Below are 25,783 nucleotides of genomic sequence, written 5' to 3' on the forward strand. Positions count from 1 at the left end.
CAGATTCTCCTAATTCCCCCTATGTATACCCTTAACGAGCTGAAGGACCGGCTGCTGTCCGACCTCAAGGAAATTGCTGAGCAAATGCACGTCGGCAATTTCAAACGCCTGAGCAAACAGGATTTGATTTACAAAATCCTCGACCAGCAAGCCATTCTGCCGGCCGACCAGCTACCTAGCAAAAAGCCCGCTGCGGCGGCCCCAGCCGAGGCGCCTGCTGCCGCTCCTGCACCTGCCCCTGAGGCAGTGGCGGAAGCGCCCGCTCCCGCCCCGGCACCTGCTGCCACCCGGGGCACCCGCGGGGGCAACGGCCGCCGCCGCGCCGCTGCGGTGCCTGTAGTCGAGCAGCCTTTTTCCGATGTGGCAGCCCCCGCGGCCGTGGCTGAGGCGCCTGCTGCTGTGGCCGAAGCGCCCGCTGTCGTGGCCGAAGCACCTATGGCTGAAGCGCCAGTAGCTGAAGGATTTGCCGAAGCTCCGCAGCCTACGCGCCTCGACGTGGTAGAAGCCGATGAGCGAAATGTAGCCACGGTGTCGGTAGAGGCTGAGGAGGCTACCGTGCCCCCCACCGAAACCAACCCTACCGCTGAAACGCACTCGGCCGACGCCACGGCCCCGCCCCGCCACCGCCGCGAGCGCGTGGACCGCGCCGGCCGGCCGCTGCCCCGCCGCGAAGACCGCCCTGCTACCGCCGCCGTAGCTGCTACCGACGAAGCCCCGGCTGCTGAAGCACCTGCTACTGAGGCCGTAGCCGAGCAGCCCGCCCCCGAAGCCTATACCGACCGACGCGAAAGCCGCGAGCAGCGCTTCGACCGCGAAAACCGTGACGGCCGCGAGCCCCGCGACAACCGCGACCGTACCAACGGCCAACCCCGCAATGACTTCCGCGAAAACCGGGAGCCCCGCGAAAACGGCCAGCCGCGCTTCACCAACGACCAGCCCCGCGAGCCGCGCCCCGTCAACGGTGCCGGCGCTACCGACCAGCCCCGCCTGAGCCGCGAGGAGCGCTATGCCCAGCGCGAAGCCCAGCGCCAGCAGCGCCGCGAAGAGCGCCAGCGCCTAGGTGCCGAAGGGCAGCCAGCCGGTGAGCAAGGCGCAGTAGCCCAGGTGCCTAGCGCCAGTGGGCAAAACGGCCAACCTACTGATGGCCAGCGCCAGCAGCAAGCGCCGCGCCCGCCCCGCGCTCCCGAGCTCGACCTGACGGTGCCCGGCTCGGGCACCCTAGAGCTGATGCCCGATGGTGGCTACGGCTTCCTGCGCTCACCTTACTACAACTACCTGACCTCGCCCGACGACATCTACGTGTCGCCGCAGCAGGTGCGACAGTACGGGCTGAAGGCCGGCGATACGGTGCAGTGCACCATGCGCCCGCCCCGCGAAAACGAGAAATACTTCGCCCTCGTTGGGGTTGATAGTATCAATGGCCGCACGGTAGAAGAAGTGCGCGACCGAGTGCCATTCAACCACTTAACGCCGTTGTTTGCCGACGAGAAGCTGAAGCTCAGCACCAAGCCTACCCAGGTGAGCACCCGCGTGCTCGACCTGTTTGCGCCCATCGGTAAGGGCCAGCGTGGCCTCATCGTGGCCCAGCCCAAGACTGGTAAAACGGTGCTGCTGCAGGAGATAGCTAACTCGATTTCGGAAAACCACCCCGAGGTGTACCTACTCATTCTGCTCATCGATGAGCGCCCTGAGGAAGTAACCGACATGGCTCGCTCGGTAAAAGCTGAGGTGCTTAGCTCGACCTTTGACGAAACGGCCGACCGCCACGTGAAAATTGCGGAGCTAGCCCTCGACAAAGCCCGCCGCCTCGTAGAGTGCGGCCATGATGTAGTCATTCTGCTTGACTCCATCACGCGTCTAGCCCGGGCCTACAATACGGTGCAGCCCAGCAGCTCGCGCATCCTGTCGGGTGGTATTGATGCTGGTGCCCTGCAAAAGCCCAAGCGTTTCTTCGGCGCAGCGCGTAACATCGAAGGTCCTGGCTCTTTGACGATTATTGCTACCGCACTTATCGAAACCGGTTCGAAGATGGACGAAGTTATCTTCGAAGAATTCAAAGGCACCGGTAACATGGAATTGCAGCTCGACCGCAAGCTGGCTAACAAGCGCGTGTTCCCGGCCATCGACATTCCGGCTTCCGGCACCCGCCGCGAAGACCTGCTGATGAGCCGCGACGAGCTGAGCCGCGTGTGGGTGCTACGCAAATTCATGACCGACATGAGCGCCACCGAAGCTATGGAGTTCTTGAAGGACCGTATGAAAGGCACCAAAGACAACGAAGAGTTCTTGCTGGCAATGAACGGCTAAGCAATAAGCTTGCTTCTGAAAACGGCCCGTGGAGCTCTGCTCCACGGGCCGTTTTTTTATAATTTCCCGCCGAGTCTCGCCAGGTGAGGCGCAGAGTTATGCGGGGTTTTTCTGCTGAACTTTGCATGACCCTGCGTCTCACCCGGCGAGACTCGGCGGGAAATATTATTGCTATGAAGCTGCTTTTGCTAGCCTACAGTCTCCTAGGTCCGCCGTGTAAGGTGTACACAACGGTAGCGGTCTCTGATGCCTGGATAGTGGCTACTCAGCAGCTACCGCTGAAGAAGCGGGCTGTGGCAGTGCGCCAGCGCCTGGCCTGCGATGCCCGCGTGCGGGGGCCGGTGCCAGCCGCCGCGCTGTGCGTGTCCTGCCTCACAGCAGAAGGACAACGAGCATTTCGGGCGGCGCAGGAAAAGCAGCGCCAGGCCGAAGCTAACGACCCTCGGCCCTCGGGAGTGGTGCTGCTGTATATGATTGATGGGCAAGTAGTGATGCCAGCTGATACGGCGCGATGGCAACCGCTAGTAGCCCGGCGACAGCTAAAAGAAATCTCGTTGCTGGTCAGCGAGAAAGCTGTAGCTACTGGTGGTGCCCGGGCGCAAAACGGGATGGTGTTTATCACTACCCAGCAGCCCTAGGTACTATAGCGGGCCAGAAGTATCATTGCGATGAAGGCGGCACTCAGGCACAGCGACGACACGATGTTCATGCGCATGGTCCATTCAAAATTGGCGTGCGCAGGGTCGTGCCACGTCAGCCAGGCCCAGCGCGCAAACAGCGCCACTACCGGCCCGGTGGCCGCCAGAAAAATGAGAATACTCCGCTGTTCGCCCCGCAGCCAGTAGGCTAGGCTCATGGCCGCGGCGCCCGCCAGCAGTCCGCCCGCCGCAAAAACCAGAGTGCCCCGGATGCCCAGCCGCAGGCTGAGGGTGCGGTCGCCGCGCTGCGCATCTTCTTGGTGCTGATAGATTTGGGTGAGCGGGTAGGAGCCGCACAGAAATAGCGTACTCACCAGGGCCAGCAGTAAGTTGGTCGGCTCGGTAAGTTGGAAAGTGGTCGTGCCGACCCCGATTTGAGTCATCAAAAACGTGAAAGCGCCCTGAAATACTACCACTACTGCCGTACTCACCAAGGGGTATTTCTTGAGGCGAATACCCTCGTAGCTGTAGGCCTTAGAAACCAGCAGGTACACCAGCACCAGCCCCGCAAAGACCCCGCCCAGCAGCAGCGAGGCACCTAGGGCCAGGATATCGAAAAGCCAGACGAGGTGCAGCAGTTCGGGAGTGACCTTGGGCGGCGCCTTCAGTCCGCCGATGCTGCCTTCATCCTTGTCATAGAAGGAGTTGTAGCCATTGGAAGCCGGGTATACCAGCAAGTGCAGTATACCGAATACCGCCGCCGCCCGCCCCCAGCCAACTGGCGCCCGCAGCGCGCTGAGCCCAAACCAAAAGATGGGCATCAGGAACAGCGAAAACGGAATGCGCAGCAGCCGCAGCGCCCGGAGGTAGGTAGCGATGAGCAATGAGCAATGAGTAATGAGTATGCAAAAGTGCAACTGGAAACGTAGTCCATTGCTCATTGCTCATTGCTCATTGCTCATTGCTCATTGTTCCAATGAGGTACGTGACGCGTGGGCCCCACCAGTGGCGCAACTGCCCGGCTTGCCACTGGTAGCGCCCGGCAGGGTCGGCGCGCTCAGCCAGCGATAGCAGCTGGGCGGGCGGGTACATCCTGAAAATTGATACCACCCCATCCCAGATGGTAGTAAGCGGAATGAGCGGCACCAAATAGGTGAAAACCAAACGACTCCAGCGGAAGGGCCGGAAAAAAGGCGTGAGTAGCAACTGCGCTACTGGCAGCACCGTGAGCGCCAGCCCGATTTCGAGCCAGCTCTTGCCCGCGCCCTCAAACACGCCGATGCCTGCCCCGCGCGCCACAGCATCGCGCAGTAGCGCTTCGGCCTGCGGTGGCGCGAAGTGGTGGAAGGCTGAGAAAATAACCCGGAAGCCCGGTAAGTCGGCCGGTACGCGCAGCGCATCGACGGGGGCGGCGTGGCCCCGGATGGCGCCCTTGGTGCGGCGCGCCACATCGGCCCAGGCGGCGGGCTGGGGGTAGAGGTCGGTGAGCAGCAGCCCTAGGTGGGGGGGCGCGGCTGGCTGCTGGCGCAGGGCGGCCAGTACGGTTTCGGTGCCGCCTCCCGCGCCGGCGCCTAGCTCCAGCAATTGGTTTTGCTGGGTGCGGTGCAGGGCATCGGCCAGCAGCGGCGCCACCGGGCGGTAGATGCCCAGGGCCGAAATCATGAAACGTAGGTAGTCCATTTGTCCGGCGCGCAGCACGGCCGGAAACCACGGCTGGTCTTCAAACTCGAACAGGTGCAGGCGAAACTTCACGAGTAGCCCTTACGGCAAATGACGCTGTGAGTAGATGGGGGCATAAAAAAGACTGTCATGCTGAACTTGCGAAGCATCTTCTCACGCTAGGTCGTTTCGGCCGTGATAAGATGCTTCGCTAGCTCAGCATGACAGTTATTGATAGAGCGTCAAGCACGGTTGTTACTTTCCGCCGATGCCGAATACCTTCTTGAGCAGCGAGGTAGTGCGGGCCACAGGGTTTTCCCGAATGTCGGCCTCCTCTTGGGCAATGAGCGTGAACAGGCCGTCTATAGCCTTGCCGGTGGCGTACTGGTTGAGGTCGGTTTGCACGGGCGTTACCAGCGGCAGCTTGTTGTAAGTAGTCGTCAGGGCGGTGTAGTACTTGGTGGCGTCTACCTTGCCCAGGCTCTGCTCCATAATGGGCATGAAGGCCGTAGTGAGCTGCGAGGTAGTCGTGCGCTTGAGGTACTGGGTAGCCGCGTCCTTCTGGCCCGTCAGGATGTTCCACACATCCGTGAAGGTCAGCTGCTTGATGGCGTTGAGGAAGATGGGCTTGGCACTCTTGGCCGCGTCTTCGGCGCCGCGGTTCAGCGATAGCTCAAACTTATCCACCTGGCTACCTAGGCCGATTTTGCGCAGGGTAGTGGCCATGCGCTGCGCATCGGGCGGGAAGGGAATACGGATGAGCCTGTTCAGGTAAAAGCCATCGGTGGCTGAAGCCTGGTCCGAGCCTTTCGAAATACCCTGTATCAGCGCTTCTTTCAGACCGTTGGCGGCTTCGGTATTAGTGAGGCCGCCGATGCCAGTCGAGGAAGAAGTTGTGGTGGTCGTGGTTTGCTTCGTGGGCAGCTTCAGGCCACCTAGGCTGCTGGGAAAGCGAATTTGCGCGTGTGCAGTCAAGGAAAAGCCGGCGAGGGCAACGGTAGCAAGGAGCAGACGATTAGTCATAGCGGGATGAAAATGAGCGCTGATAGATGATAGAAGTGGCATAAGAAAGCTCTGGCATCAGCTGCTAGGCTCCTGCAAAAGCTGCTCACGCCGTAGCCATGGCCAAAAGACGTACCAGTTTCTAGTACTAGCCAACTACATTCGGCTAACGCCCATTTTTCAACGACTGAGCGGCGGTAAGAGTGCGAAAACTTATACTAAGTCGTCTTTCGGAGTAGTAGCTGATAGACCTAGTCCGGTATCCGTTTTTAAGAAAATCCAATCGGCATATATCCAATAAATGGCTGCTACTGCTATCGGAACATAACATCCAGCAAACCACAAGACGCCGGATTTTGATAGCCTTGGGTCGGTGACGAACTTGACTAGTAGTAGAGTAACTATTCCAAAGAGGCCGCTTATCAATAAAAATAGTCGCCTTATTCGGCGGAAAGTTGTTGAAGCAGCTAATGCCCAGCGTATTCCTATCGGTAGGATAAGCAGAACGGGGGTAGAGAAGAGTAGCGCTACCATAATGCAGAGGATGCCAGCGCGCATAGTGGCATTGACATCTAGGGAGCCTATGATAAAAAAAGTAGCCGCAATAGTCGTGAAAACAGAACCCACTACCACGGTAGTCAGCCATAGTAGTAGCGCAGACAGATGCGAAGGCGGACTTACTGTTTGGGTAGAGGGCATAAAAAATACCTGTTTGTTTAGACAAACATACCGCTTTTTCGTATTAGCTTTGCATTACAAAGTACTTCACCGCCTCGCATGAAGCCCGCTGCCCAAGACCCGCTAGCCCAGCTCACCGAAATCCGCGCCATTATGGAGCGCAGCTCGCGCTTCATCTCGCTTAGCGGCCTGAGTGGGGTAGGGGCTGGCGTAGTAGCACTGGTGGGCACCGTGGTGGCGCACTACTACCTGCTGCAAGAATACGGCAGCGCGCAATACGGCGCCCAGGGCTACCTGCGCCTGTTCCAGACCTCGCTGGGCGAGCGGATGGAGGCGCTGCCCTTTCTGCTGGGCCTAGCGCTGGCCATGATAGCGGCGGCGCTGCTGGTGGCGGCGTTTTTTACGCTGCGCCGCACCCGGCGTGATGGCCTGCGCTCGTTGTGGACGGCCCCGGCCCGGCGCTTGGCCGCGGCGCTATTTATTCCGCTGGCGGTGGGCGGGTTGTTTTGCCTCAAATTATTCTTGAGCGGCGCGCCCGAGCTGGTGGTGCCCGGCCTGCTGGTGTTCTACGGCATAGCCCTGCTCAATGGCAGTAAGTACACCCTAGAAGAAATAAAGTACCTAGGACTAACCCAAATGGCCCTGGGGCTGCTGGGGCTGCTGATGCCGGGCTATGGCTTGCTGCTTTTCGGAGTGGGCTTTGGGCTGGGGCACATTGGCTACGGCCTGCTGATGTATAACCGCTACGAGCGCCCTGCCGCGGGCGCCCGCAGCAAGGCGTAACTTTGCAGACCCGTGAAATATGCCATCCACACGCTTAATAAAGCCTTCGACCACCGCGTGCGGCTCGGCGTAATGGCCGTGCTGTTGGCAAACGAGTCGGTGAGCTTCAACGACCTGAAAGAAAGCCTCGACCTAACCGATGGCAACCTGGCTTCGCATGTGGCGGCCCTTGAAAAAGCCGGTTACGTGCTGGTAAACAAGCAATTCATCGGTAAAAAGCCTAATACGACCTACAATGCTACGGCCGAAGGCAAAACCGCCTTTCAAGAGCACTTAGCCGCGCTGGAGAAGCTGCTGCGGGGGTAGCAATAACCCTGGTAGTAATTTATTAAGGGCGTGTTATGCTGATGAAGAAAGCATCTTGTTAGCGCAGGTGAGGTAGCGTGGCATTGATTATCAGCAAACCTGACAAGATGCTTCCTTCGTCAGCATGACAGACGATAGAAAAGCTTAGCGTACTAGCTGAGGCAAATCCTCTTTATAATTCATAGCCGACTCTTATCGGCTTTCTTTTAATCCCTTTGCTTTGAAATACAAAGTTCTTTACTAATGGAAACAACAGCTTCTTGGGTCCCGGCTACGCCAGCTCCGACTCCCCCCACTTATCGCATTTCAACGCTCCTAGGTAGCCTGGTGGCCGCCACCGCGGTGCTGAGCGACTACCTGTTTTGGCATCAGTCGGCTGGCTTCAATGTGCTGGTATACATGGTATTATTGGTAGGAGCGCACCTTGTGCTGCTGCCGCGCCACGCGCCGGTGCGGCGCCTAGGTAGCTTCTGGGCCGTGGTGGCGGGCTGCGTAATGAGCGGTGGGCTGGTGGCGTGGTATGGCTCTAGCGCATCGCTCTGGGCCGCTCTGGCCTCAGGCCTGCTGCTGGTGGGGTTCGTAAACCAGCCGCAACTGCGGCTGCTAAGCTCTGCGGTGCTCACGGCCGTGGTGGGGGTGCTGCCAGCGGTGGGTGCCGTGGTGAGCAGCATCCGGGCGCCGCGGCAACTGGGCGGGCGTCTGCAGCGCGGCTGGTTTTATGGGCGCATGTTGGGGATGCCACTGCTGGCGGTGGGTGTTTTTCAGGCACTGTTTGCAGCGGCTAATCCTCGGTTCGCGGCGCTGAGCGCGCGGTTTTGGAATGGGGTGGCCGACTTACTAGGGCGGTTGTTTGCCGATATCTCGGTGCCACACCTACTGTTTTTTGTGCTCTGCCTACTAGGCGCGGCAGGCGCGCTGGTGCTAGTGCCCATTCACTACTTCGCCGACCACGAGTCGCGCTTTGGCGAGTTTGTGCGGCGGCAGCGCGATGGCGTGGCCTCACTGGGGGTGCGGCGACCCAATTTCCGGCACACCACCCGCCGCCTGCTCGACCTGCGCAAGGAGTGGTTAGCTGCCGTGGTATGCTTCGGCTTGCTCAATGCCCTGCTGCTGGTGGAAAATGTCGTGGACATCAACTGGATATGGCTAGGCTTCGAGCCCGGGCCGAATTTCGACCTTACCCAGTTTGTGCACGAGGGTACTTACGTGCTCATTTTCAGTATTCTGCTAGCGGCCGGTATCATGCTGTGGTTTTTCCGCCGCAACCTGAATTTTTACCAGCCCGGCCTGCCGCTGCTACGTTGGGGCGCCACGCTGTGGGTGCTGCAAAACGTGGTACTGGCCATTTCGGTAGGGCTGCGCAACTACTACTACATCGTGTACACGGGCCTGGCGTACAAGCGTATCGGGGTGTATGGCTTCTTGCTGCTGACCTTGTTTGGCCTAGGTACGGTGCTGCTCAAAATCTGGCAGCGGCGCTCGGCCTTCAACTTGGTGCGGCTCAACTCGTGGGCGGCCTACGTGGTGCTACTGAGCCTGGCGGCCGGCAATTGGGAAATCTGGATTGCGGAATACAACCTGCAAGCAGGATTTGCGCGCCTCGACATTGGCTTTTTGCTGAATATGCCGCCTAGGGTGCTGCCAGTGCTGGCTGCGCGCCGAGCCATCATCGACCAGGTGCCGCACCTGGTAGCCGAGGGCAGCGATGGCTACTACTACACGATGGAGAAGGTCCACGCGCACGAGCTGCTGCGGGAGAAGCTGGCGGAGTTCCAGCAAGCCTACCCTAAGCAGGATTGGCAGAGCCGGACGGGTGCGGGCGAACTCACTTACAAGCAGCTAGCAAACCATGACTGAGCAGCAAATCGCCTGTAGCGCTGTGCCGCTCACGCCGGGGCAGTGGCTGCTGCGTAGCCTGTATTGGGTAGTCGGGTGCCAGGTGGGTATTTGGCTGCTTTCTAAGGCTATGGCTGTGCTAAAGGACTACCTAAGCATGCTGCCATCGAGTGTGCTAGAGCTGCTGGTGCTACTGGTGTGGGGTAGCTGCTACGCCTCTATTTTCTTGATTTGGCGGAACGTCTTAGCTGGCAGTGCTGCCGTGCTTTTGCACGATGCCCGCCGGGGTACTTTCTCTTGGCTTAGACTGCTCATGCTAGCGTGGCGGGGGGTACTGGCACTTGGCTTGGTTTTCCACTTGTGCATCATCCTGTTCATGTCAGTGGCAATGCTATTGGACCTCTTCAACCACGAGCCAATTGGTGACTACTTCTAATTCAATGCGCTATGAAAACAAACTTATCCTGCCCTCACCGAAGCTACCAGTTCTTGCCGGCGGCTCACAACCTACTCTCTGCTCGTGCACCATGTTGGGAGGCTTAGCAGGCGTCAGCACGCGAGATGCTAAGTGCTGCACGGCTATTCTCTTATTTTTTTACTGCATTAGATGGAACAACTAACCTTACCTACCAAGCTCAAGAAACCGCTCACGCCCGCCGAATGGCTGCTGAGCAGCATGAGCTGGACCCTAGCCAGTGTCTTGGGGTGGCTACTGCTCAGCGCGTTTTTAAGTAGCGTGCTTGATACTAGCCAAACGTGGGTCGACGGGCTACTATTGGGCACTGCCGCCACCGCGCATTTGCTGATATGGTACAAGGCCGTGTTGACCACTTGGGAAACTGTAGCCGAACACACCGAGCCCATCTGGCTTAGCATCGTCAGTGCCGGCTGGACGCTACTGCTCATCCTGTTTCAGCTGTCGTGTCTGGCACTGTTATTCCTGGCCCTGGTGCTGATATGCGACGGCGGTAGTTCGGGCGGCTGGAGCCTCTAGGTCTGCCTGGCTGCACAAGCATATTGAGAAGCCTTAAGCGTGTTTGGCTTTTGCTAAAATCACTTTTAGCATGTCATGCTGAGCTTGTCGAAGCATCTCTGTTGCCTAGTTGCACAGTTTGGGTGAAGCGATAGATAGGCTTCGACAAGTTTAGCATGGCCCAAAAATAGAAATCCCAAACACGCTCTTAATCCTTCTATTATTCCTATGACTTTCGCCGACGTAATAACCTATTTCCAAGCCAATCGCACCCGCTTTGCCGACCTTGCCTGGGACGACCCGCACCAGCTTTCGCCGGCGCAAAAGCGTACCATTAGCGCCTCGCTCCAAGCCTTTCAGTGTGGTGAGGGCACCGGCGGTGACCACCTGCAAGCCCTGGCCGACCAGCTCGACGATGCCGACTACACAGCGGCTACGCGGCTCTTCAGGCAGGAGGAGGCAGGCCACGCCGCTGTGCTGGGTCAGTTTATAGACCGGCAGGGTATCCCGCGTCTGCAGTCGCACTGGCTACACACCGTTTTTGGGGGCCTAGGGCGGTTGCTGGGTCTGGGGCACTCGGTGCGCGTCATGCTCATGGCTAAGGTGGTGGCTACCATGTACTACCGGGCGCTGTACACGGCCACTTTTTCGGGGCTGTTGCAGCAGCTGTGCCGCCGCATCGTACTCGATGAGGAGATGCACCTCGTGTATTACTGCTTGGCCATTCGGCAGTTCTCGCCTCGGCGCAACTGGCTGAGTGCGTGGCTCTGGAAGCAAGTATATCGCATTTTGATGGTCGGCGCTGCCCTCGTGGTGTACCTCAGTTGCCGCCGGGCGCTGCGGGCCGGGGGCTACGGCCTAGGTCGCTTTTGCGCGGCCCTTGCTACCGAATACGCCCGCGTGGAGCAGATGCAGCGACCCGATGCGCCATTGGTAATGCGCGGCGGGCCGACCCAGGCACCCGCAAGCCCCACCGGGCCCCAGGGCGCCTGGCAGTGGCCGGGTTCGTCCCTGCGCGTGGCGCGGTGAAAATGGTGCTTTCATGATCGTTTGTCATGGCGAGCACCGCGAAGCAATCACACCTATTAGGTTATGTTGTCCGGGTCCCGTTTGGATGCGATTGCTTCGCGATGCTCGCATTGACAAGTGCTTCGATGTAAGCCATAATAACTTCATTCAAAAGATAATGCAACCGAATAGCATAGTCAAAGACAAAAGAAATTGGCTCTACGGGGCGGGGTGCTTGCTCTGCGTAGAGATATTTATTGCGGCGTTTTTGCACGACCGCATTGTGCGGCCGTACGTGGGCGACTTGCTGGCCGTCGTTTTTCTGTATTGCCTGGTGCGGAGCGTGGTGACCACGCCCGTGCGGCCCACGGTGGCGGCGGTGCTGCTGGTGGCCTACGCCATCGAGGGGCTGCAATACCTGCATCTGCTCACCTACGTGGGGCTCGCGCACTCGCGGCTGGCGGCCTTGGTGCTGGGCAACCACTTCGAGTGGGGCGACATGCTGGCCTATACCCTAGGGGCGGCAGGCATCCTAGCCGCCGAACGGGCTAAAGTGCTTTATGACCAGTACTATGCCTAGGCCGCTGGTGGCCAGCCTAGCACAAACGTCGCCCCTAGGTAGGCACCTGTCTCTAACCTTGGGCGTCCTCAGATTTGGAGCGCTGAACCTACTATTTTTCGCGGAGCTGTGGCCACATACGCCCGTCGCCAAGCGGTGGTTAATGGGCCTGGTGTGGCTACTGCTACTCACCTTACCACTTCAGTTTATCGGGTGGGCGTGGCGCTGGCTGCGGGCCTATGCGGGGTCCGGCTGGATGTGGCTGCTTGCCGCCTTGGGTTTCGTAGCAGTAGCTTGCCTCGGACTAGCCGCTTAATTTTTGCTGCTAGCGCTGCTACTAATAGGGTGGTTGTGGGAGTAGCGAATCTAGACCATGCCGCAGGCCTGGGGCCTGGCTGTATGGGTAGTTAGCCTGAAATGAGTAGTTTCGCTCGCTGCCGGGTGGTAGTCCTGTGCCATTAGCGTTATTTCCCGCGCTGCTTATGCCCCGAACGCTGCTACTGGTTGTGCTCGCCATTGCGGGCCTGTCAGAATTTGGGCTGGCGGGCGCCGTTTTTTTTGCGCCGACATTTACCCTGGCGCAGCTCAGCATAAAGGTTGGCCCCGAAACTCAGTTTCTGGCCTACATAACCGGGTGGTTTTTACTACTAGTGGCGCTGCTGGCGGCGCTAGCCTGGGTCTGGGCACTGCGGCGGCGCCCCGGCTACGCGGGCCTATGCTACCTGCTGGGGCTGTGGTGGATAGGCCTGGGCGTAGGCATCTACGTCACCTTTGGGCGGCCCGACAACCTAGTGCTCGATTCGCTTAAGGGCCTGCTCCTGGTGGGCCTCGCGTGGCGTAGCCGGGCCAGCGAGCGTGTACTGCGGCGCTAGGTAGGGGCAGTGGCGTTAGGCAGTGCCTCACTGCCGAGCGGCGAGTATCTTGCCTGCTGATACCGCCTTTGCGCTCATGCCTCATCCGCACGCCCATCCTATTCCGTCGCCCAAAATGCTGTCGCCCCTAGGGCGGGTGCTAGCTGCTTTACAGCTTGTTAAGGAAACGGCTACTATCATCTTGCTGGGCGTGCCACTGCTGCAAGGCCGGCCGCTGCTGGTGCTGGCGGTGCTGCCGGGGCTGGTGCTCTACCTCTTCAGGTGGGTGATGGTGCTGGGCAGCTTCCGGCGGCGGGCGGCGGTGGCCATTTGGCTATTCACTATTATCGACGAATTGTGGGGCTTAGTGCTCTACCTACGTGCTACCGACGGGGCGCCTACGCTGCGCCAATTGCGCTACCTCGACTGGAGTTACCGCCTCGGACTGGTGTTTTCGCTGGCGGCGCTGGCCGAGATAGCCTACCGCCGCTACCGCGACCGCGCTGGCCTACGGGCACTGATGAAAGCCGCCTAGCGTTAGGCTGGCTGGTATCTTTGCCTTTCCTTGCTCCCGCTAATTGCCGTTCATGGCCGACGAAACCACCCCACCCGCTTCGCCTAGCTCCGCTAACCCTGCCCCGGCCCGCCGGGGCCGCCGCCCTGGCCGGGGCACTCGCCGCCTCGTGCGCGTGGCCTGGACGGTCTTTTTTATCGGCGTAGGCTTGGTGCTGGCCTATCCGATGCTGGTTAAGAGCAACTTCCTGTTCCTGTTCGGCAAGTCGCCGAGCCTGGAGGAGCTGGAAAACCCCAAGGTCGAGCAGGCGTCGGAGGTATACACTGCCGATGGCGTGCTCCTAGGTCGCTACTTCCGTGAAAACCGCTCGCCGGTGCCGCTTAGCCAAATGTCGCCCTGGCTTACCAAGGCCTTGATTGCCACTGAGGATGCGCGCTACCGCGAGCACTCGGGCATCGACCCGCAGGCGCTGCTCTCAACGGTATATTTTACGCTGCGCGGCAGCAAGCGCGGGGGCTCGACCATCAGCCAGCAGCTGGCGAAAAACTTGTACAAAATCCGGCGCGGCGAAAACCAGGGTGGCCTTAGCCACGTGCCCGGCGTTGGCACAGTAGTGGCCAAAACCAAGGAGTGGATGACCGCCGTGGAGCTGGAGCGCCGCTACACCAAGGACGAGATTCTGCGGATGTACCTCAACACCGTGGAGTACGGCTCCAACGCGTTCGGCATTAAGGTGGCGGCCAAAACCTTCTTTAGCACCACGCCCGACAGCCTCACGGCCGAGCAGGCCGCCGTGCTCATCGGGGTGCTGAACAACCCCACGGCCTTCAACCCCAAGTTTCACCCCGTGGCCGCCACCAAGCGCCGCAACGTGGTGCTGCAGCGCCTAGGTCAGGCTGGGCACCTCACCGCCACGCAGGTGAAGGCCATGCAGGCCGAGCCCATCGTGCTAGAGTATCAGGTTGAAAAGCACGTGGATGGCCCTGATACGTACTTCCGTGGCGCCATTAGCCAGGCGGCTAATAAGTGGTGCGACGAGCACGGCTATGACCTCTACCGCGACGGCCTGAAGGTGTACACTACCATTGACTCGCGCATGCAGGAGCACGCCGAAGAGGCGGTGGACCACCGCATGAAGTCCTTGCAGCAGACTTTCGACAACTTCTGGCGCAACCAGCGCCAAAACCCCTGGGTAGACGAGGACGGCAACGAAATTCCGAACTTCATCGAAACTCAGATGAAGCGCACCGAGTCGTATAAAACGCTGGCGGCCCGTTACAAAGGCCAACCTGCCCGTCTCGACTCGGCCCTGAATGCCAAGCGCCCGATGAAGGTGTTTACCTGGAAAAAGCAGGACCACGATACCACGCTGGTGATGTCGCCGCTCGATTCGCTGGCGTATTACAAGCACTTCCTGCAAGCCGGTATGATGACGATGGACCCCTACACCGGCTCCATCAAGGCTTGGGTGGGCGGCTTAGATTACCGCTTCTTTCAGTACGACCACGTGCGGCAGGGGCGGCGCCAGGCTGGCTCTACGTTCAAGCCTTTTGTGTATCTCACGGCCCTCGACAACGGCTACTCGCCCTGCGACCGCATCCGCGACCAGCGCGTAACCATTAACTATATCGAGGATGGTAAGCCCATGGAGTGGCAGCCCGCCAACGTGACCCGCGAGTACACGGGTACTAACATGACCTTGCGCCACGCCATGGCGCGGTCGGTGAACTCGGTTACGGCCCAACTCACCGAGAAAGTTGGCTGGGGCAAGGTGGCGCAGTACGCGCATAAAGTCGGCATTACCAGCCCCTTGCTATCGGTGCCGAGCATCGGCCTAGGGTCGGGCGGCGACGTGAGCGTGTACGAAATGGTGGACGCCTACTCAACGTTTATGAACAGCGGTTTCCGCTCGACGCCGCGCCTCATCACACGCATCGAAGACCGCAACGGCAACGTGCTCCAGCAGTTCGACCCGGTGCAGAAGCGCGCCATCTCGCCCGAAACGGCGTGGCTGATGACTTACATGCTGCGCGGCGGCATGGAGGAGCCCGGCGGCACCTCACAGGCCCTCTGGGATTTTCCTGAACTGTGGCACAAAGACAACCAGATTGGCGGCAAAACCGGCACCACCTCCAACTACTCCGATGGCTGGTATATGGGCGTCACCAAGGACCTCGTGAGCGGCGTGTGGGTGGGCGGCGAAGACCGCAGCATTCACTTCGTGCGCTCGCAGCAAGGCGAGGGCGGCCGCATGGCGCTGCCCATCTTCGGCCGCTACATGGAGAAGATATATCAGGACAAAAAGCTGAATTACGACTACGGGCCCTTCCCCAAGCCGCCGCCCACGCTCAAGCGTAAGTACGTGTGCTACACCGAGTATGAGCCGCGTCGGCGCCGCGGCGAGGCTGTAGATAGCATTAGCGCCGATAACCTGTTGGAGCAGCTAAACACTAAAAACGGCGAGGCTCCTGCCAACGATTAACTAACTGTCTTCCTAGGTTGCGGTTGTCATTGCAAGTGCAGCGAAGCAATCGCACCCGAATGGGCCACGCTCAGCAGGTGCGATTGCTTCGCTGCGCTCGCAATGACAATCGTTGTTTGAGGAGCTACTAAATAACTCAAACAGCCTCTACCACACCCGCATGATTCGTACCGTAATCTTCGACATGGATGGCGTCATCATTGACACCGAGCCCGTCCACCACCACGCTTTTTTTACGCAGTTTGGCGAGTTGGGCCTGACTATTTCGGACGAGGAATACGCCGCTTTTTTGGGGAAATCGACGCGCAACGTATTTCAGCAACTCAAGCAGAAATACCACCTAGGGCCCGAAATAGACGACTTGCTGCAGCGTAAGCGCGAGATATTCAACGAGCGTTTCGACTCAGACCCCGAGCTCGACTTGTTGCCCGGCGTGCGCACGCTCATCGAAGACCTGCACGCGCACGGCGTGCAGCTGGTGCTGGCTTCGTCGGCCTCTAAGGCCACTATTGCGCGGGTATTCAATCGGTTTGGGCTGGCGCCATACTTCACGCACATCGTTAGTGGTGAAGACTTTGCGGAGTCGAAGCCCAACCCTGCCATTTTCCTGCACGCCGCTGAGCTGGCCGAAACGCCTGTGTCGGAATGCGTAGTTATTGAGGATTCAACCAACGGCATGGCTGCGGCCAAGGCGGCAGGCATCTACTGCATCGGCTACGCCAGCCCGCACTCGGCGGGCCAGGATACGCATTTGGCCGACTTGGTTATTCAGGACTTTTCGGAACTGTCGGCCGAGCGGATAAAGGCGCTTACTGTGGCTTAGTGCTTGCCATTTAGCTGCTGTTGCATACTCTGGCCGAACGTCCACAACTCGGCCATTGGTACAACGCCGCGCCTATTCTTAGCTATGTTTTTTCCTTCTTTCGTGAATAAGAAGGGATAGCATGCAATACCTTGGTTGCCAGTCAGCGCGCTTATCTCCTGCTCCCAGCCTTTCCATCGTAGGCCGTGGTAGAATTCGGACAGGTTGCCGGAAAAACAGAAAACCAAAAAGTCAGAATACGTTTTGCCGGTAGCCTGCCAGCGCAGGCTTTCGGGAGCGAAGTAAAATATTTTGCCCATTGACTCTAGCCCAAACGCGCCCGCGTTGATAGCATAGAAACCGCCTAGCACATCATCGGCTACCAGTAAAAAGCCTTGCTGCTTATGCTTGTTCCAGCTCATCAAATCGCGGTCTAAGCCCTGGTTACCCGACCCTAGGATGCGTAGCCATCCATTGTCTACCAAGATACCCCCGGTTTCATAGATAACGGCGCCCATCGGCGACCGCGTAGTGACTTGGGCTGCTAGTAGAGCGCTGTCTGCCCGCATTGGGCTTTTGGGCAGTACCTGAACCTTATTCTTAGCTTGCTTAAGCCAGCCGCTTACCAATTCCCAACCCGGCTCTTGCGTATTTATTAATTCGGCTAGCGAGCGCATGGGCATTTGCTGCGCGTGTGCAGGAGTAGGAGAATTAATTACTGCTGCTGCTAGTAAGCAGAGCGTGCCAATGGTTCGTTTCATTCGGAGCTGCACATAAAAACGCCCGATTAGCTTATAGCCAATCGGGCGTTTTTATTACTAGATAGTTCACCAACCTACTGCTGGTTCACCGGCGTAGCGGTGCTGGCCGTGATGGGCGCGCTGGTCGATTTGGCCGACGAGTAGGCGGGGCAGGTGCTCTTGTTGCAGGCACCTAGGCCTAGGGTAGCAGCACCGATTGCGAGGATAAGAAGCTTTTTCATAAAGAGTAAAAAATTAAGAATTACAAGTTGCTGGTTCAAAGATAAGCGGCCTGAAAGCTAATTAGCTAGGCCTTTAGCCCAAAAAGTGCAATTTCTTTGAATAGTACTTTTTGGGCTATTTAGGTTCCTAACGCTGAACTTATTTATTCAGTATATCCCAGAATTCTTAACATGCTCTCGGCCGTTTGCTTGGGCGCAAACACCGTGTCGGTGAGTGTGCCGTCCTCCGCGCGGTCCAAGATGACGTGCTTGGGCGCGGGGATGAGGCAATGCTTAAGGCCGCCGTAGCCACTGAGGCTCTCTTGGTAGGCGCCAGTGTGGAAGAAACCCACGTAGAGCGGCTGGTCAGTAGCGGCCTCTTGGCGAGCGGGCTGCAGCTGCGGCAGGAAGGTCTGGTAGATGTGCTTCTCGGCGTTGTAGTAGTCTTGCGAGTCGCAGGTGAGGCCGCCGAGCTGAATCTTGCGGTAGGGGCGCTGCCAACCGTTGAGGGCCAGCATGATGAAGCGCTGGTTGAGCGCCCAGGTATCGGGTAGGTTGGTGATGAACGAGCCATCAATCATGTACCACAGTTCCTTGTCGTTCTGGAGCTTCTCGTCCAGAATCGAGTAGATAGTGGCGCCGCTTTCGCCCACCGTGAAGATGCCGAACTCAGTGAAGATGTTGGGCTCGGGCACACCTTCCTCGGCGCAAATGCGCTGAATGGTGCGCAGAATCTCGGAAATCATGTACGGGTAGTCGTACTCCAGCTGAATCGAAGTCTGGATGGGCAGGCCGCCGCCGATGTCAATGGTCGTGAGTGTAGGGCACACCTTGCGCAGCTCGCAGTACTTGTGGATAAAGCGCGAAAGCTCGGTCCAGTAATACGACGTGTCCTTGATGCCGCTGCTGATGAAGTAATGCAGCATAGTCAGCTCGAAGCGCGGGTCTTCCTTGATGCGCTGCTCGTAGAGCGGCACGGCATCGGCGTAGCGGATACCTAGGCGCGAGGTATAGAACTGGAAGCGCGGCTCCTCATCGGAGGCCAGGCGCAAACCCAGCTTCACCTTTTTGCCTTCTTGCACGTGCTCGTGGTAGTAGTCGATTTCGTTGGGCGAATCGAGAATAGGCAGGCAGTTAACGAAGTCGTCGTTGAGCAGCGCGGTGATGTCGCGTTTGTATTCCTCAGGCTTGAAGCCGTTGCAAATGATAAACTTTTCTTTACCCACCTTGCCCTGCTCGTAGAGCGAGCGGATGATGCTGATGTCAAACCACGACGAGGTTTCGAGGTGCACGTCGTTTTTGAGCGCCTGGTCAAGTATGAAGCGGAAGTGCGACGACTTGGTGCAGTAGGCGTAGGAATACGAGCCGGTGTAGCCCGTCTTGGCAATGCCCTCGGCAAACCAGGCTTTGGCCCGCTGAATCTGGGAGCTTATTTTGGGCAAGTACGTGAGGCGCAGCGGGGTGCCATGCTTCTCCACTAGCGCCATCAGGTCGATGTCGTGGAAAAACAGCTCGTTGTCGCGCACCTGAAAATCGGCGTTGGGGAAGTCGAAGGTTTGGGTAATGAGGTCCTGGTAGGTATCCATTTCTGAAGTAGCAGTTATTACTTGTCAGTACGAGTATGGGCTGCCAGGCGTAAAACTCCTAGCAATCGACACCTAGTAACGGACAACTAAAAGAAAATGCCGACCTTTACGGCCGGCGGTTCAAAAGTACCGCCGGAGGCCGGAAACAGTCCGGCTTCGCGCATCGGCCCTAGGTGGCAGAAAGCGACATGGCTACGGCGCAACCGCGCCGCAAGGCAGCGCTCGTCCTCCCGCAGGGGGGGCGGCCCGGTGCCGTTTGCTTCCGTCTTTTCTTTCCATTCCCACCCGATGAAACGCATTAAGATTCTAGAAGTTCGCTCCGAGCTTGGGGCCGGCACCCGCGGCTCCAGCCTGGGCGTCGATGCCCTGCGCGTGGCCTGCCTCAACAAGGGCTCCGACTACTTTCGGCGCTACAGCTCGGTAGCGGTGCCCGACCTCAACTACGCGCTGTTTGACCCCACGCCGTTCCCGTTTGCCCGGCACATCGACGCCATTTATACGGTGCAAAAGAGCGTGGCCAGCGCCGTGGAGCAAACGTTGCGCTTTGGCGAGTTTCCATTGGTGCTAAGCGGCGACCACAGCAGCGCTAATGCTACCATTGCCGGCATTAAGGCTGCGTACCCGAATAAGACCCTAGGCGTCATTTGGATAGATGCGCACGCCGACATCCACTCGCCCTACACCACGCCCAGCGGCAATGTGCACGGCATGCCCCTGGCCGCCGCCCTAGGTGAGGACAACCGCGCCTGCCAGCGCAACGCGCCCGACGCCGATACCGAGTTCTTCTGGCGCCGCCTTCAAAACCTGAGCGAGCCCGGCCCCAAACTGCGCCCCGAGCACCTAGTGTACGTGGCCGTGCGCGATACCGAGGAAGAAGAAGATGCCCTCATCGAGCGCCTAGGTATCAAGTGGATACGCCTGCCGGAGATTCAGCAGAAAGGCAGCCGACAGCTGGCCCGCGAGATTTACCAGCATCTGCGCTTCTGCGACATGGTGTACATCTCGTTTGATGTAGACAGCCTCGACGCGAGCTTTAGCCACGGTACGGGCACGCCGGTCGAGAACGGCCTGTATTTATCGGAAGGCGAAAACCTGTGTCAGGACCTGCTCGAAAATGAGCGCGTGGTGTGCTTCGAGATGGGCGAAATCAATCCGACTCTCGACAACGAGAATACGATGGCGCAGAACGCTTTTAATATCCTGGAAAAAGCAACCGCCGCTATCGAGCGGCGGCTGCAAGTAGGCGACGTAGTAGACCGAGGGTAGAATAATAGACTTGGATATAAAAACTGGGTCATGCAGCGCGCAGTGAAGCATCTCGCTCGCTTCGTTGCTGACGTCAGAGTTCACTGCGCCACGCAAGATGCTTCACCGCGCGCTGCATGACCCGTTAAATTATTCGGGAACAAGGCTATTCGGTAAGGTGCTCGGAATACATGAGCACCTTACTGATTATACTGGCTAATGAACGCGTAGGCGCCTAGGGTGTAGGCGGTGGCCGAAGAGAAGTGGTTGCCACCCTGGATGGGCCGTAACGCTACTTGCGTAGCGCCGCGGGCCTGCATGGCGTCGTAGGCATCTTGGGAGTTGAAGAAGGGCACGTAGTCGTCGGCGGTGCCGTGGAAGAGGGCTAGGGGCGCCGTGGGCTTCCAGTCGTAGATGTCGTTGGCGGTGAGCGTAGCCGTCAAGGCCGCGTCGGAGTTGGTCAGTACTGCCTGGCGAAAGGTATTAGTGAATAGCTGACTTTGCTGCGTGGGTACTTGGGCAAATGGGTCGGCTTGCAGGCGCGTGGCATAGGGCTCCTGGTAGTAGTAGGAGTAAGGCCGGTTGAGACTATACACCCGGTCGTAGGTGCGCAGTACCCACACGTAGGTGCTCAAGAAGCTGAGCGGCTGCGTGCTTTGCAAGATGTACTTGGCAAAGGCCGACTTGTGGTAGGCGCCCGCGCCGGGGGCGCTGGCCGTCACGGGCAGCGTGGTAGCGTAGTTTTCCTGCAAATACTTGTGCAGGGCCAACGTGGCGTAGCCGCCTTCCGAGTACCCTAGGAGAAAGTTTTTGCTGTTGACGCTAATCTTTTGCTGCTGGCAAAACTCGCGGGTGGCGCGCAGCATGTCGGCCGAGGTGGAGGCCAGTGAGGCAGCGTGCTCGTAGGGGTGAGGCAGGGCCTTGCTGGCGCCGTAGCCTAGGTAGTCGGGCGCCGATACTACGTAGCCCGTCGAGGCCAGCACCGATACCACCGACCATACATCGGAGCCCTGGGCGTAGTAGCTGGGTGCCTGGCCTTCGCTGCTCGGCGTGAGGGTGCCGTGCTGGTAGCTCAGCACTGGCAGCGCCGTGGGGGCCGTAGGCACCAGCACCGCGCCCGAGGCCGTGGTTTCCTGGCCCTCGGGCGTGCGGGTGCGGTAGGTAAGGCGGTACACTTTGATGGGGTATTGCACCAGCGCGCCTGCCAGCGGAATGGCCGATACCCGCGCGGCGAGCGCCGTGGTGCTGTACTCACCAATGAGGCTGCTGCCCGTGAGTACGGTAGAGGTATTGTCGGGCGTGGTAGGCGCCGGCGTGCTGGCATCAGGGTTGGGGGCGCTGTTTTTGCAGGCCGGGGCGGCCAGCAGCCCCACGCAGAGCCACAAAGCCGGAAGAATCGAAAAGCGAGATAGCAACACGCGGAGAAAAGTTAGATTACAGAGTAACTTCTAACGCGGAGCACGAAGGGCCGCGTTCCGAGCGGTGGGCGAAAAGATGAAAACTGGGTGATTCGTACCGGCTAGTTAGCCCAAGGAGCAGGCTGGCCGCCAGTGGTGCCGCCTAGGTGGGGCAGGGCGGGCTTACCTTTGCAAAACCACTTTAGAGCGCATGGATATAGAAGCCGGGCGGGCGTTTCGCAGTCGCAACTTTCGCTATTTTTTTGCCGGGCAGTCTATCTCCTTGCTTGGCACCTGGATGCAGAAAACGGCTGTGAGTTGGGTGATTTATACCCAAACGCACTCCAAATTCATGCTCGGCGTAAGTGTGTTTGCCACGCTGTTTCCGTCGGCCATCTTCTCGTTGCTTGGGGGCGTAGTATCCGACCGCTACAACCGCTACCGCGTGCTGCTGCTCACGCAAGTGTTCTCGATGGCGCAGGCCGCGCTGCTAGCGGTGGCGGTGTTCTGGCAGCCGGGCGCGGTGTGGGCAATCATTGTGCTAAGCGCGGTGCTAGGGCTCATCAACGCCTTCGACGTGCCCGCCCGGCAGTCACTGGTGTACGACCTAGTCGAGGATAAAGCAGACCTACCCAATGCCGTGGCCCTGAACTCGATGATGCTCAACCTGTCGAAGCTGCTAGGCCCCGCCGTGGCTGGCCTGGCGCTAGAGCAGCTAGGCGCGGCCGCCTGCTTCGGGCTCAATGCCGTTAGCTTCGTGGCTGTCATTGGCTCGCTGCTGGCCCTGAAGCTACCGGCCTACGTAGCCAAGGTGCACACTAACAGCATCCTAGGTGAGCTTGCTGAGGGATTTCAGTACGTGAGGAATACGGCCAATATCCGGTTTATTATCAGTATGCTGGGCCTCACGGCGCTGCTCGTGCTGCCGTTTACCAACCTGATGCCGGTGTACGCCAAGGATATTTTTAAGGGAACGGCCACCACATTTGGCCTGCTCGACGGGGCCATTGGGCTGGGTGGCCTCGTGGGGGCGTTCTTTCTGGCCTCGCTGAAGCCGACCACCAGTCTGAACAAGGTTATTGCCGGCACCACGTTTGTATTCGGTATTGGGCTGCTGCTGTTTGCCTACACGCCGTGGTACCTGTGGGCATTAGGCTTTCTAGTCGTCACCGCGTTTGGCATGATGGCCCAAACCACCATCAGCGTCACGCTGCTGCAAACCACCGTGGCGCCGGCCATGCGGGGTCGCGTCATCAGCCTCTACGTACTGGTGTACACGGCCGCGCTGCCCCTAGGTAGCCTGCTGGTGGGCGCCGCCTCGGAGCGCCTGGGGGTGCAAGCCACCGTGTTGGCCGAGGGTTTTTTGTGCTTGCTCATCGCGGTGCTCTACCTCCAAGATTATCGCAAGGGTAAGTTGGCACCTACCGCGCCGGAGGTAGCGCTGGCTAGTTGAAACCCAGTTGGCCCACCCCCAACCTCTCCCCTCCGGGAGAGGGGAGCCAAGCGCTAGCAAACATCATTCTGTCGTTAGGCTCCCCTCTCCCAGAGGGGAGGGGTTGGGGGTGGGGTAATGCGCCTGGCCCCGCCGTACCTTTGCCCTCGTGCAACAGCTTGAACAAACCTTAAAAACTGCCCTGCAAGCCGCCGCGCAGGCCGTTTTCAACCAAGACATTCCTGCCGCCAGCCTGGTGCTGCAGCCCACGCGCAAGGATTTTGCAGGCAGCTTTACCCTCGTTACCTTTCCGCTCACCAAGGCGTTTGGCAAAGGCCCCGAGCAAATAGGCCAGGCCCTGGGTGAGTGGCTGAAGGCTAACGAGCCCGCCGTGCGCGGCTACAACGTGGTAAAAGGCTTCCTGAACCTCGAAATCGCCGACGCCGAGTGGCTCAAGCTCTTTACTGAGCTAGCGCAGCAGCCCGCCGGTACGCCCGTGCCCTTCGATGGCCCCAAAAAGGTGGTGGTCGAGTACTCGTCGCCCAATACCAACAAGCCCTTGCACCTAGGGCACCTGCGTAATAACTTCTTGGGCTACAGCGTAGCTGAGATTTTGAAAGCTACCGGCGCCACCGTCACTAAGGCCAACCTGGTGAACGACCGCGGCATTCACATCTGCAAGTCGATGATAGCCTACCAGCGCTTTGGAGAAGGAGCCACGCCCGAGAGCATGGGCCTAAAAGGCGACCACCTGGCTGGCAAATACTACGTGCTGTTCGAAAAGCACTACCGCGAAGAAATCAAGCAGCTTGAAGCCGAAGGCGTCACCAACGAGGTTGCCAAAAAGCAGGCTCCGCTGATGCTCGAAGCCCAGCAGATGCTGCAGCAATGGGAGGCCGGCGACGAAGAGGTAATGGCCCTCTGGCACCGCATGAACGGCTGGGTCTACGATGGCTTCAACGCCACCTACGCCAACATCGGCGTCGATTTTGACAAGTTTTACTACGAGTCGGGTACCTATCTGCTGGGTAAGGAGCGCGTGGAAGAAGGTCTACAAAAAGGTGTTTTCTTCAAGAAAGAGAATGGCTCGGTGTGGGTTGACTTGCAAGCTGAAGGCCTTGATGAGAAGCTGCTGCTGCGCGCCGATGGTACCAGTGTGTACATCACGCAGGACCTAGGCACCGCTGAGCTAAAATATCAAGATTTTGGCTACGACAGCAGCATCTACGTCATTGCTGACGAGCAGAACTACCACATGCAGGTGCTGCAAGCCACGCTCAAAAAGCTGGGTAAGCCCTACGCCGACGCCATTCACCACCTCAGCTACGGCATGGTCGATTTGCCCTCGGGCAAGATGAAAAGCCGCGAAGGCACCGTAGTTGATGCCGATGAGCTGGTGAAGGAAGTGGAAGAAGCTGCCGAAGCCGCAACGCTCGAAAAAGGCAAAACCGAAGGCCTCAGCGAGGAAGAACTGGCGGACCTCTACCATACCCTCGGCCTAGGTGCCCTCAAATACTACCTGCTGAAAGTAGACCCCAAGAAGCGTATGCTTTTCAACCCCGCCGAGTCGGTGCGGCTGGAAGGCGATACGGGGCCGTTTATTCAGTATTCCTATGCCCGTATTTCTAAAATTCGGCGCGATGCGGAAGCAACAGGGGTAGCTGCCGAAGCAGATTTCAGCCAGTTGGGCAGCCTGCATCCGGCCGAGGCCGAGCTGATTCAGCAGTTGGCCGGCTATGCAGGCGTGGTGGCCGAGGCTGCTCGCGCCCTCTCGCCCGCCGTGGTAGCGCAATACGCTTATGAAGTAGCCAAAAGCTACAACCGCTTCTACACTGAGGTGCCGATTTTGAAGGAAGCCGACTTGGTGAAAAAGACTTTCCGCGTGGCATTGTCGGCTAAAACTGCCGACACCATCAAAGCCAGCCTCGGGCTGCTCGGCATTGATGTGCCCGAGCGCATGTAGGAACAGTTTGATTAATAGTGAACCAGACGTAGAGACGCGGCACTCCCGCGTCTCTACCTTTTTTTAGAGCAAAGCAAGATGAAAAGCGTAGCAGTATACTGCGGCTCCAGCAGCGGCAACAATCCTATTTACACGCAGCAAGCCCAGGAAATGGGCCGCGAGCTGGCCCGGCGCGGCCTCACGCTCGTGTATGGCGGTGGGTGCGTGGGCCTCATGGGCACCATCGCCGATGCCGTGCTGGCCGAGGGCGGCAAGGTTATCGGCGTTATTCCCGGCTTCCTGGCCGATAAAGAGCTGGCGCACACCGGCTGCACCGAGCTGCACATCGTTGAGACTATGCACCAGCGCAAGCTGCTCATGGCCGACCTCGCCGAAGGCTTTGTGGCCATGCCCGGTGGTTTTGGCACCCTAGAAGAGCTATTTGAGGTGCTGACCTGGGGCCAGCTCGGCCTGCACGGTAAGCCCGTGGGCCTGCTCAACACCCTGGGCTTCTACGATTCGCTGCTGGCCCTGCTCGACCACATGAGCGGCGAGGCGTTTCTGCGTATCGAAAACCGCACCCAAGTGTTACAGCACGCCAATGCCGCTGCCTTGCTCGATGCGATGGAGCAGTACCAGCCCCTGCGCCTGGAAAAGTGGCTGACTCCCCAAACCACGTAACCTAAACTGGGTGCAGCCGATAAGTAAGCGCTGCCTCGGCCGCTCGGAGCCCCTAGGTGGCTGCCAGCGGCCGGGGCAGCGCTAAGCCTTTTTAGGGCGGTAGTGGGGGAGTAGGCAGCCTGAAGAAAAATTAATTTAGCC

The 25,783-nt window shown here is 59.0% G+C and carries 24 protein-coding genes; 17 read left to right on the top strand and 7 right to left on the bottom strand.

All coding sequences use genetic code 11. The features are described from left to right. The first annotated feature begins 21 nt into the window (after positions 1–21). Positions 22–2,307, top strand: coding sequence for a transcription termination factor Rho (gene rho / locus JAO77_RS00705; protein ID WP_198988358.1), 2,286 nt, complete (start codon positions 22–24; stop codon positions 2,305–2,307). Between the two features lie 173 nt (positions 2,308–2,480). Continuing rightward, positions 2,481–2,945, top strand: a complete 465-nt coding sequence (locus JAO77_RS00710; protein WP_198988359.1) for a hypothetical protein — start codon at positions 2,481–2,483, stop codon at positions 2,943–2,945. On the opposite strand, the gene JAO77_RS00715 is transcribed toward JAO77_RS00710, so the two are convergent. The 3 genes from JAO77_RS00715 to JAO77_RS00725 form a co-directional block, all read right to left on the bottom strand. After that, complete coding sequence (locus JAO77_RS00715; RefSeq protein WP_235998167.1) at positions 2,942–3,829, bottom strand: UbiA family prenyltransferase; 888 nt, start codon at positions 3,827–3,829, stop codon at positions 2,942–2,944. The genes JAO77_RS00710 and JAO77_RS00715 overlap by 4 nt on opposite strands. A gap of 67 nt (positions 3,830–3,896) precedes the next feature. Further along, a complete protein-coding gene (locus JAO77_RS00720) occupies positions 3,897–4,697 on the bottom strand; it encodes a class I SAM-dependent methyltransferase (protein WP_198988361.1) in 801 nt (266 codons plus the stop codon). 162 nt (positions 4,698–4,859) lie between these two features. Beyond that, entirely contained in the window at positions 4,860–5,627 is a 768-nt protein-coding gene (locus JAO77_RS00725) for a DUF4197 domain-containing protein (protein ID WP_198988362.1), read from the bottom strand. Positions 5,628–6,383: 756 nt separating this feature from the next. On the opposite strand from JAO77_RS00725, the gene JAO77_RS00730 reads away from it, so the two are divergent. The 11 genes from JAO77_RS00730 to JAO77_RS00780 all read left to right on the top strand — a co-directional run bounded on the left by JAO77_RS00730 (position 6,384) and on the right by JAO77_RS00780 (position 16,419). Further along, the gene (locus JAO77_RS00730) at positions 6,384–7,067 is read left to right on the top strand and encodes a hypothetical protein (protein ID WP_198988363.1); all 684 of its coding nucleotides are present in this window, start codon (positions 6,384–6,386) and stop codon (positions 7,065–7,067) included. Between the two features lie 12 nt (positions 7,068–7,079). Continuing rightward, a complete protein-coding gene (locus JAO77_RS00735) occupies positions 7,080–7,373 on the top strand; it encodes a winged helix-turn-helix domain-containing protein (protein WP_144851031.1) in 294 nt (97 codons plus the stop codon). Positions 7,374–7,616: 243 nt separating this feature from the next. Beyond that, a complete protein-coding gene (locus tag JAO77_RS00740) occupies positions 7,617–9,230 on the top strand; it encodes a DUF4153 domain-containing protein (RefSeq protein WP_198988364.1) in 1,614 nt (537 codons plus the stop codon). Beyond that, positions 9,223–9,645 (top strand): hypothetical protein, encoded by a 423-nt coding sequence (locus JAO77_RS00745; RefSeq protein WP_198988365.1) that lies wholly within the window; start codon positions 9,223–9,225, stop codon positions 9,643–9,645. Before JAO77_RS00740 ends, JAO77_RS00745 begins: the two co-directional genes overlap by 8 nt. A 171-nt stretch (positions 9,646–9,816) precedes the next feature. Continuing rightward, positions 9,817–10,203, top strand: coding sequence for a hypothetical protein (locus tag JAO77_RS00750; RefSeq protein ID WP_198988366.1), 387 nt, complete (start codon positions 9,817–9,819; stop codon positions 10,201–10,203). 207 nt (positions 10,204–10,410) lie between these two features. After that, on the top strand, positions 10,411–11,211 hold the full coding sequence (locus tag JAO77_RS00755; RefSeq protein WP_198988367.1) for a ferritin-like domain-containing protein: 801 nt from the start codon (positions 10,411–10,413) through the stop codon (positions 11,209–11,211). Between the two features lie 157 nt (positions 11,212–11,368). Next, positions 11,369–11,770, top strand: a complete 402-nt coding sequence (locus tag JAO77_RS00760; RefSeq protein ID WP_198988368.1) for a ribosomal maturation YjgA family protein — start codon at positions 11,369–11,371, stop codon at positions 11,768–11,770. 461 nt (positions 11,771–12,231) lie between these two features. After that, positions 12,232–12,621: a hypothetical protein gene (locus JAO77_RS00765; RefSeq protein WP_198988369.1), complete on the top strand. Its 390-nt coding sequence runs from the start codon at positions 12,232–12,234 to the stop codon at positions 12,619–12,621. A 49-nt stretch (positions 12,622–12,670) separates the two neighbouring features. Further along, positions 12,671–13,135, top strand: a complete 465-nt coding sequence (locus JAO77_RS00770) for a hypothetical protein (protein ID WP_213019302.1) — start codon at positions 12,671–12,673, stop codon at positions 13,133–13,135. 52 nt (positions 13,136–13,187) lie between these two features. Then, positions 13,188–15,596, top strand: coding sequence for a transglycosylase domain-containing protein (locus tag JAO77_RS00775; protein WP_198988371.1), 2,409 nt, complete (start codon positions 13,188–13,190; stop codon positions 15,594–15,596). Positions 15,597–15,756: 160 nt separating this feature from the next. After that, positions 15,757–16,419, top strand: coding sequence for an HAD family hydrolase (locus JAO77_RS00780; protein ID WP_213019303.1), 663 nt, complete (start codon positions 15,757–15,759; stop codon positions 16,417–16,419). Here the strand turns inward: JAO77_RS00780 and JAO77_RS00785 are convergent. From JAO77_RS00785 to JAO77_RS00795, 3 genes are all read right to left on the bottom strand, one after another. Beyond that, the gene (locus tag JAO77_RS00785; RefSeq protein WP_198988372.1) at positions 16,416–17,159 is read right to left on the bottom strand and encodes a DUF2625 domain-containing protein; all 744 of its coding nucleotides are present in this window, start codon (positions 17,157–17,159) and stop codon (positions 16,416–16,418) included. The genes JAO77_RS00780 and JAO77_RS00785 overlap by 4 nt on opposite strands. Positions 17,160–17,233: 74 nt before the next feature. After that, complete coding sequence (locus JAO77_RS00790) at positions 17,234–17,380, bottom strand: hypothetical protein (RefSeq protein ID WP_198988373.1); 147 nt, start codon at positions 17,378–17,380, stop codon at positions 17,234–17,236. 143 nt (positions 17,381–17,523) lie between these two features. Further along, positions 17,524–18,945, bottom strand: coding sequence for a type III PLP-dependent enzyme domain-containing protein (locus tag JAO77_RS00795; RefSeq protein WP_198988374.1), 1,422 nt, complete (start codon positions 18,943–18,945; stop codon positions 17,524–17,526). Between the two features lie 288 nt (positions 18,946–19,233). Between JAO77_RS00795 and JAO77_RS00800 the strand changes: the two genes are divergently transcribed. Beyond that, on the top strand, positions 19,234–20,211 hold the full coding sequence (locus tag JAO77_RS00800; protein WP_198988375.1) for an arginase: 978 nt from the start codon (positions 19,234–19,236) through the stop codon (positions 20,209–20,211). Positions 20,212–20,390: 179 nt separating this feature from the next. On the opposite strand, the gene JAO77_RS00805 is transcribed toward JAO77_RS00800, so the two are convergent. Continuing rightward, positions 20,391–21,608: an alpha/beta hydrolase family protein gene (locus JAO77_RS00805; RefSeq protein ID WP_198988376.1), complete on the bottom strand. Its 1,218-nt coding sequence runs from the start codon at positions 21,606–21,608 to the stop codon at positions 20,391–20,393. A 190-nt stretch (positions 21,609–21,798) separates the two neighbouring features. Here JAO77_RS00805 and JAO77_RS00810 point away from each other — a divergent pair, with 190 nt between their 5' ends. From JAO77_RS00810 to JAO77_RS00820, 3 genes are all read left to right on the top strand, one after another. Then, positions 21,799–23,040, top strand: coding sequence for an MFS transporter (locus tag JAO77_RS00810; RefSeq protein ID WP_198988377.1), 1,242 nt, complete (start codon positions 21,799–21,801; stop codon positions 23,038–23,040). Positions 23,041–23,188: 148 nt separating this feature from the next. Continuing rightward, positions 23,189–24,982 (top strand): arginine--tRNA ligase, encoded by a 1,794-nt coding sequence (argS, locus tag JAO77_RS00815; RefSeq protein ID WP_198988378.1) that lies wholly within the window; start codon positions 23,189–23,191, stop codon positions 24,980–24,982. 78 nt (positions 24,983–25,060) lie between these two features. Then, complete coding sequence (locus tag JAO77_RS00820; RefSeq protein ID WP_198988379.1) at positions 25,061–25,642, top strand: LOG family protein; 582 nt, start codon at positions 25,061–25,063, stop codon at positions 25,640–25,642. The last annotated feature ends 141 nt before the right edge of the window (positions 25,643–25,783 follow it).

It is taken from the genome of Hymenobacter sp. BT559, assembly GCF_016427535.1.
Classification (GTDB): Bacteria; Bacteroidota; Bacteroidia; order Cytophagales; family Hymenobacteraceae; genus Hymenobacter.

Excerpts from the sequence above, each read along its gene's own strand:
- JAO77_RS00800 (WP_198988375.1), top strand. The coding sequence starts at position 19,234 with ATGAAACGCATTAAGATTCTAGAAGTTCGCTCCGAGCTTGGGGCCGGC.
- JAO77_RS00745 (WP_198988365.1), top strand. The coding sequence starts at position 9,223 with ATGACTGAGCAGCAAATCGCCTGTAGCGCTGTGCCGCTCACGCCGGGG.
- JAO77_RS00740 (WP_198988364.1), top strand. The coding sequence starts at position 7,617 with ATGGAAACAACAGCTTCTTGGGTCCCGGCTACGCCAGCTCCGACTCCC.
- rho (WP_198988358.1), top strand. The coding sequence starts at position 22 with ATGTATACCCTTAACGAGCTGAAGGACCGGCTGCTGTCCGACCTCAAG.
- JAO77_RS00795 (WP_198988374.1), bottom strand. The coding sequence starts at position 18,945 with ATGGATACCTACCAGGACCTCATTACCCAAACCTTCGACTTCCCCAAC.
- JAO77_RS00785 (WP_198988372.1), bottom strand. The coding sequence starts at position 17,159 with ATGAAACGAACCATTGGCACGCTCTGCTTACTAGCAGCAGCAGTAATT.
- JAO77_RS00710 (WP_198988359.1), top strand. The coding sequence starts at position 2,481 with ATGAAGCTGCTTTTGCTAGCCTACAGTCTCCTAGGTCCGCCGTGTAAG.
- JAO77_RS00810 (WP_198988377.1), top strand. The coding sequence starts at position 21,799 with ATGGATATAGAAGCCGGGCGGGCGTTTCGCAGTCGCAACTTTCGCTAT.
- JAO77_RS00775 (WP_198988371.1), top strand. The coding sequence starts at position 13,188 with ATGGCCGACGAAACCACCCCACCCGCTTCGCCTAGCTCCGCTAACCCT.
- JAO77_RS00760 (WP_198988368.1), top strand. The coding sequence starts at position 11,369 with ATGCAACCGAATAGCATAGTCAAAGACAAAAGAAATTGGCTCTACGGG.
- JAO77_RS00790 (WP_198988373.1), bottom strand. The coding sequence starts at position 17,380 with ATGAAAAAGCTTCTTATCCTCGCAATCGGTGCTGCTACCCTAGGCCTA.
- JAO77_RS00755 (WP_198988367.1), top strand. The coding sequence starts at position 10,411 with ATGACTTTCGCCGACGTAATAACCTATTTCCAAGCCAATCGCACCCGC.
- JAO77_RS00820 (WP_198988379.1), top strand. The coding sequence starts at position 25,061 with ATGAAAAGCGTAGCAGTATACTGCGGCTCCAGCAGCGGCAACAATCCT.
- JAO77_RS00730 (WP_198988363.1), top strand. The coding sequence starts at position 6,384 with ATGAAGCCCGCTGCCCAAGACCCGCTAGCCCAGCTCACCGAAATCCGC.
- JAO77_RS00750 (WP_198988366.1), top strand. The coding sequence starts at position 9,817 with ATGGAACAACTAACCTTACCTACCAAGCTCAAGAAACCGCTCACGCCC.
- JAO77_RS00725 (WP_198988362.1), bottom strand. The coding sequence starts at position 5,627 with ATGACTAATCGTCTGCTCCTTGCTACCGTTGCCCTCGCCGGCTTTTCC.
- JAO77_RS00780 (WP_213019303.1), top strand. The coding sequence starts at position 15,757 with ATGATTCGTACCGTAATCTTCGACATGGATGGCGTCATCATTGACACC.
- JAO77_RS00765 (WP_198988369.1), top strand. The coding sequence starts at position 12,232 with ATGCCCCGAACGCTGCTACTGGTTGTGCTCGCCATTGCGGGCCTGTCA.